The sequence below is a fragment of the Pontibacter virosus genome (genome assembly GCF_003096355.1).
Lineage (GTDB): Bacteria > Bacteroidota > Bacteroidia > Cytophagales > Hymenobacteraceae > Pontibacter > Pontibacter virosus.
Genome location: NZ_QEKI01000025.1, coordinates 21,013 through 27,012, shown reverse-complemented (window position 1 = coordinate 27,012; position 6,000 = coordinate 21,013). Strand labels below are relative to the sequence as shown.

The window sequence follows — 6,000 nt, the reverse complement described above, 5'->3', positions numbered from 1 at the left end:
GGTTAAACTACTTGGGTAAGTCATAAGTCTGCTAACTTTTCTTACTCAAACAACCGGCACCTGCTTTTTTATTCATTCAAATCAAAACAGCCTCTAATGAATTTATCTTTTTCAATTTCTCTTACTCCAGTGTTTTTACTGAGGGAAATTAGAGAGCGTTGAAAGATATCAGAGTTAAGGGGAATGACTTGCCTGCTTGTTCCCCTTCTGTATGCAATTGAATCCTGATACAGGCCTAAAGATAGATTGCCTGTATCGTTATGTATTGTTGTCACAATTGCTGAGAAGAACTTGTCCTTCTCTTCCAGATAATTCCTAGTTGCAGTTTTCCACAATTCCAGATAACTCAAAGCAATTGTCAAAGCTATATAACCTAGCACGAGCGCACTCTTGTATTTTAATCTGTAAGTTAAATTTAGAATTAGTATGATGGACCCAATAAAAATAAGAGTTCTTTGAAGTCCATTCATAAAGGAGCTAGGAAAGTCCTGTGAAGCCATCAACAACTTGTAAGCTAAGAGTATTGCTATAGTCAGAGCAATACTAATATTCTTTGTACTTGGCTTAATCTTCATTGATTTCTATTTAACTCAACTACCTCGAAAGCGTGAACATACACTTCCAATCAGACTTCTGTCAGCTAAGCGTAACTCCTCGTATGTTAAATATAAGAAATTATATATACATATTAGCCTTACTTTTTTTCTTCCTCCAAAATCACCTGCACTGACTCCCACAAATCATTCACCTGCCAGGTATAGCTGCCGGGTTCATACTTGTCACCAACGATAATACTCCGCACGCCTACTTTCTCAGCAGCTTCCAGGTCGCGGTGGGAGTCACCTACCATCCAACTTTGGGCAGGATCTATGCTATACCTCGCCATGGCACGCTCCAGCATCAGGCTATCGGGTTTGCGGGAGAGCGACTCGGAGTAATGCGGATGGGATGGGGCGTAGTAAAGCGCATCAATCAGATTACTACAAGCATTTTGCAATTTTTGGTGGCAGGCCAATACATCGGCCTTGGTATACAGCCCTTTAGCGATGCCGCCCTGATTTGTAACCACAATCAGCAAATAGCCGTTTTGCTTCAAAAGCGCCAAAGCCTCCGGCACGCCCGGCAGCACTTCAAAATCTTCCAAAGTATAGGTATAGTCTCCTCGTTCGCGGTTGAGCACACCGTCACGGTCCAGGAATACGCACTTTCGCAGCATTGTTAGTCTATAGGTTCAGGCGCTAAAATTAGAATTATTACGTTGGATATGCATGCCCCGGCAGCAATACTGCTGCATACAGGTATAAATAATAACAGCTTACAGACAGCAGCATATGAGAGTAGCGATAATTGGAGCGGGAATTTCGGGCTTGTCTTTGGCCTATTACCTGCAGCGACAGGGCATAGCCTACGATCTGTTTGAGGCAGGCAGTGAGGTGGGTGGCAACATGCGAACTTTGCGCAAAAACGGCTATACCTTCGAACTGGGACCTAACACCCTGCAAATGAATGAGGAGCTGTTGCAGCTCATCACTGAGCTTAAACTAGAAACCGAGCTACAGCCAGTAACTCCGCGCAATAACAAGAGATATGTGCTGCACGATGGCGAGCTGCACCTGGTGCCCTCCAGCCCCAAATCGTTTCTGGCCAACAGCCTTTTCTCGAAAGAAGACAAGTACAGGATACTGCAGGAACGAAAACAGCCGCCTGCCCAGGTGGAAAACGAAACCGTGGCTGATTTTTTTGAGCGCCGCTTCGGCGTCAAGCAAATGGACTACCTGGCAGCGCCCATGATCAGTGGCCTTTACGGGGGCGACCCCAGGCAGTTGCTGGTCAATAAGGCGCATCCGGAGCTCAAGGGACTCGAAACCGAATATGGCTCTGTGCTGGAGGGCATGGTACAGAAAAAAAAGCGGGGGGTGTTTCAGCGTGCCTTCTCTTTCCGCAATGGCATGTCCACGCTGCCACAGGCTATTGCCGACAAGCTGATTTCACTACATCTCAACCATAAGGTGGAGTTTATTACGCGCATCAAGGGTAAGTTCATCATCAGCTGTGCCTCTAACGGCGACCACGACAACGAGGAGTACGACAAACTGGTGCTGGCCTTGCCTGCCCATCAGGCCGCCGAACTGATCGAGTTTACCTATCCGGGTATGTCAGCGGCGTTGCAGAACATCAATTACCCTCCCATGGCCGTGGTGCATACTGTGTATAACCGCGCCGAAGTGGGGCATCCGCTGCAAGGCTTTGGGGCGCTGCACCCCTGGCAGGAGCAGTCTTTCACGTCGGGTTCAATCTGGACGAGCTCCCTGTTTGAAAACCGCTGCCGTCCGCACGAGGTTTTGATAACCTCCTATGTTGGCGGCACACGCTTTGCCGAACACGCGCAACTCGAAGAGCGTAGCCTGCTTGAGCAAGTGCACCAGGAGCTCTGCAAAACCTACCAGATCAAAGCCCTGGCTCCAGTGTATCAGCACCTGCATGTGTGGCAGCACGCCCTGCCGCAGTTTGACCTTTACATAGAAGATGCCCATCACATGGCTGAGGTGTTGGAGCAGGACGGCCTATATATAGCGGCAAACTGGTATGCCGGCGTTTCGGTGCCCGACTGTGTAAGCGAAGCCAAAGCCATGGCCACCAAAATTAATCCCCGCGCCGTTTCCCGCTCAATAGCCTAATAACTATATTTGCGGTATGAATGACTCGCTGGTGATCGTACCGACCTACAACGAAAAAGAAAACATTGAGGCTATTGTCAGGAAGGTGATGTCACTCCCCCACCCTTTTGATCTGTTGATCGTGGACGACAGCTCCCCTGATGGCACGGCCGATATCGTACGTAGTTTGCAGCAGGAATTTATGGACCGCCTTCACCTGGAGTCCCGCACCGGCAAACTGGGTTTGGGCACAGCCTACATTCATGGCTTCAAGTATGCCTTGCGCCAAGGCTACGAATACATTTTTGAGATGGACGCCGACTTCTCGCATAACCCCGACGACCTGGTGCGCCTCTACCAGGCCTGTGCCGAAGATGGGTACGACATGTCGATCGGCAGCCGCTACGTGCAGGGTGTAAACGTGGTGAACTGGCCCATGAGCCGCGTGCTGATGTCGTGGTTTGCCAGCCTGTATGTTCGCCTGATCACCGGCATGCCCATTGCCGATACCACCGCTGGTTTTGTGTGCTACCGGCGCAAGGTGCTCAAGACCATCCAACTGAACAAGATCCGCTTTGTGGGCTACGCCTTCCAGATCGAGATGAAATTTCTCACTTATAAGTATGGCTTTAAGATCAAGGAAGTGCCGATCATTTTCACGGATCGCACCAAAGGGCAGTCCAAAATGTCGAAGGGTATATTTAAGGAAGCGGTGCTTGGGGTGATTCGCATGAAAGTGAACAGTATTTTCCGGCATTTTGACCGCTATTAGTTACTGGCTATACCTGACCGGCTTTCTCTGTTTCAGAAATTTATTCTCGTCACAAAGCAGCATATCCCACGCTAAATAAATTAACTTTACGGATTAGGTATAGCTCCAATTAAATGGAGCATGTCTATACCTGTCACGTTTCGTTAGCCTATGGATACCATTCTTTTTTGGGTCATCTTCAACGCTTTTATCCTGTTGCTGCTGGTCCTCGACCTCTTTGTGTTCCACCGCAAAGAGCACGAAGTCAAGATTAAAGAAGCCTTGCTGTGGAGCGCCTTCTGGGTGGCCTTGTCGCTAATTTTCAATGCGGTGATCTACTATTGGAAAGGCCCCGCTCCTGCACTGGAGTTCCTGACGGCCTACCTGATCGAGAAATCGCTGAGCGTCGACAACCTGTTTGTCTTTATCCTGATCTTCAACTTCTTTAAAGTACCGCTCCAGTACCAGCACAAAATTCTGTTCTGGGGCATCATGGGAGCTTTGGTGCTGCGTGGCATCTTTATACTGGTTGGTGTGGCGCTTATCGCCAAGTTCCACTTCATCATCTACATATTAGGGGCTTTCCTGGTATACACGGGCATCAAAATGGCCTTTACCAAAAGTGATGATGAGCTTCACCCCGAGCAGAACCCTTTAATTGTGTGGGTGAGCCAGAAACTGCGTTTCACCAAAACGGCTGTGGGTGGCAAATTCTTTACCAGGATAGACGGCAAGATCTATGCTACGCCTCTTTTCTTAGTACTGATCATGGTGGAGAGTACGGACGTGGTATTCGCCGCCGATTCTATACCTGCCATTCTGGCTATCTCGAAAGATCCGTTTATTGTCTATACCTCCAACGTATTCGCCCTGCTGGGCCTACGGGCGCTTTACTTTGCTCTGGCTGGCATTATGCAGTTGTTCCATTACCTGCACTATGGCCTATCACTGATCCTGGTATTTATCGGTGCCAAGCTGCTCCTAAGCGACATTTACCATATGGATATGCGCTACGCCCTGCTGGTGGTGGGCTCTATTCTGACAGTATCTGTTGTGGCCTCGCTTCTATTCCCTAAGAAAGAAAACGAGTTACCGCCACCGCCCGATGTAACCATACCTTAGAGCAGTTTTTAGAAATTTTTAACTAAAATTCCACCCCTATATTTGCTTTTATTGATTTAAATACTTTCAATTGCATAATAATTGAGAAGAAATGATTTTCGCTAACGCCTCCATTTTTACAAATTCTAAGCTGGTGCCTCCAACGGGGCTCCCTGGTAGAACTTTGTGCGTTAGGTAAAACATCAACATACACAGGTACCACAGGAGCCCCGCCACAAGCGGGGCTTTTTTGTTTTAAGGCATATTCTAAATTACACATACCCATGAGTACAGCAACACACAGCAGCATGAAATTAGCAGGAGAGCAGAGCCAGTTGGTAAGCAGCAAGCGCCCGATGGTAATTGCAGGTCCGTGCAGCGCTGAGAGTGAACAGCAAATGTTGCAAACCGCCCTTGGCCTGAAAAAGGTAAAAGGAGTATCGGTGTTCAGAGCGGGCATCTGGAAACCACGCACCCGTCCAGGAAGCTTCCAGGGAGTAGGTACCGTTGGGCTGGAGTGGTTGCGCACGGTGAAACAGGAAACCGGACTGCGCACCGCCTGTGAAGTCGCGAATGCCAATCAGACTGCGCAAGCCTTGCAACATGGCGTGGACATTTTGCTGATAGGAGCCCACACCACCGTAAACCCTTTTCTGGTGCAGGAAATAGCCGATGCCCTGAAAGGTGTGCAGGTGGCTGTACTCGTGAAGAACCCGGTTAACCCTGATCTGGCCTTGTGGCTGGGTGCTTTGGAGCGTTTGCACAACAGTGGCGTAATAGACCTGGGCGCCATGCACCGTGGCTTCTCGACTCTGGACAGCGCCCCTTACCGCAACCACCCGAAGTGGGAGCATGCTTTGGAGCTACGGCGACAGGTGCCTGACCTGGCCATGTACTGCGATGCCAGCCACATAGCGGGTCGCCGAAGTTTGCTGCGCCCGGTGAGCCAACGCGCCCTCGACCTGGGGTACAATGGACTGATGGTAGAGTCACACCACAACCCAGCCGCCGCTTTGAGTGATGCCCAGCAGCAGATCATGCCGCAAGAGTTGCACATGCTCCTAGAGGCATTGAAAAAGCAGCACACACCGGCCGAAAAGCTGAAGCAAAACGCTCAGCTGGAAAAGCTGCGCAAGGAAATAGAGTACCTCGATGACGAGTTGCTTACCCTCTTGTCGCGCCGCACCAAGGTCACAGCACAGCTTGGCGATTACAGCAAACCAGTTGAAAAGAGCGTCGAGACGCCGGATCCGGTGCGTTGGGACCTAGTATTGGAAAACCTCCTGCACCAGGCCAGCACCGCAGGTATAGACCAGGCCTTTGTGAAGACCATTTTCCAGGAAGTACGCTCGCAATACGCCCGCACCCACCTCTACAACTATGGCCTGAGTTCATAGTCTGATATCTGACGGTAGAAAAGCAGCCTGATAGTCTCATAATTGAGATCTGTCAGGCTGCTTTTTTATGTACAATTACTAGGAATCAACTTAC

At 49.5% G+C, this 6,000-nt stretch carries 6 protein-coding genes; 4 read left to right on the top strand and 2 right to left on the bottom strand.

What is annotated here, in order from left to right; all coding sequences use genetic code 11:
* Positions 1-68: 68 nt before the first annotated feature.
* Together C8E01_RS21790 and C8E01_RS21040 are read right to left on the bottom strand one after the other, a co-directional pair.
* The gene (locus C8E01_RS21790; RefSeq protein ID WP_165820710.1) at positions 69-362 is read right to left on the bottom strand and encodes a hypothetical protein; all 294 of its coding nucleotides are present in this window, start codon (positions 360-362) and stop codon (positions 69-71) included.
* A 332-nt stretch (positions 363-694) separates the two neighbouring features.
* Complete coding sequence (locus tag C8E01_RS21040) at positions 695-1,216, bottom strand: D-glycero-alpha-D-manno-heptose-1,7-bisphosphate 7-phosphatase (RefSeq protein ID WP_116545428.1); 522 nt, start codon at positions 1,214-1,216, stop codon at positions 695-697.
* 115 nt (positions 1,217-1,331) lie between these two features.
* Here C8E01_RS21040 and hemG point away from each other — a divergent pair, with 115 nt between their 5' ends.
* The 4 genes from hemG (at position 1,332) to C8E01_RS21015 (ending at position 5,906) form a co-directional block, all read left to right on the top strand.
* The gene (gene hemG, locus C8E01_RS21035; RefSeq protein ID WP_116545427.1) at positions 1,332-2,678 is read left to right on the top strand and encodes a protoporphyrinogen oxidase; all 1,347 of its coding nucleotides are present in this window, start codon (positions 1,332-1,334) and stop codon (positions 2,676-2,678) included.
* Between the two features lie 16 nt (positions 2,679-2,694).
* Positions 2,695-3,429: a polyprenol monophosphomannose synthase gene (locus C8E01_RS21030; protein ID WP_116545426.1), complete on the top strand. Its 735-nt coding sequence runs from the start codon at positions 2,695-2,697 to the stop codon at positions 3,427-3,429.
* 150 nt (positions 3,430-3,579) lie between these two features.
* Complete coding sequence (locus C8E01_RS21025) at positions 3,580-4,530, top strand: TerC family protein (RefSeq protein WP_116545425.1); 951 nt, start codon at positions 3,580-3,582, stop codon at positions 4,528-4,530.
* A 263-nt stretch (positions 4,531-4,793) separates the two neighbouring features.
* Positions 4,794-5,906, top strand: a complete 1,113-nt coding sequence (locus C8E01_RS21015; RefSeq protein WP_243409755.1) for a bifunctional 3-deoxy-7-phosphoheptulonate synthase/chorismate mutase type II — start codon at positions 4,794-4,796, stop codon at positions 5,904-5,906.
* Positions 5,907-6,000: the final 94 nt, after the last annotated feature.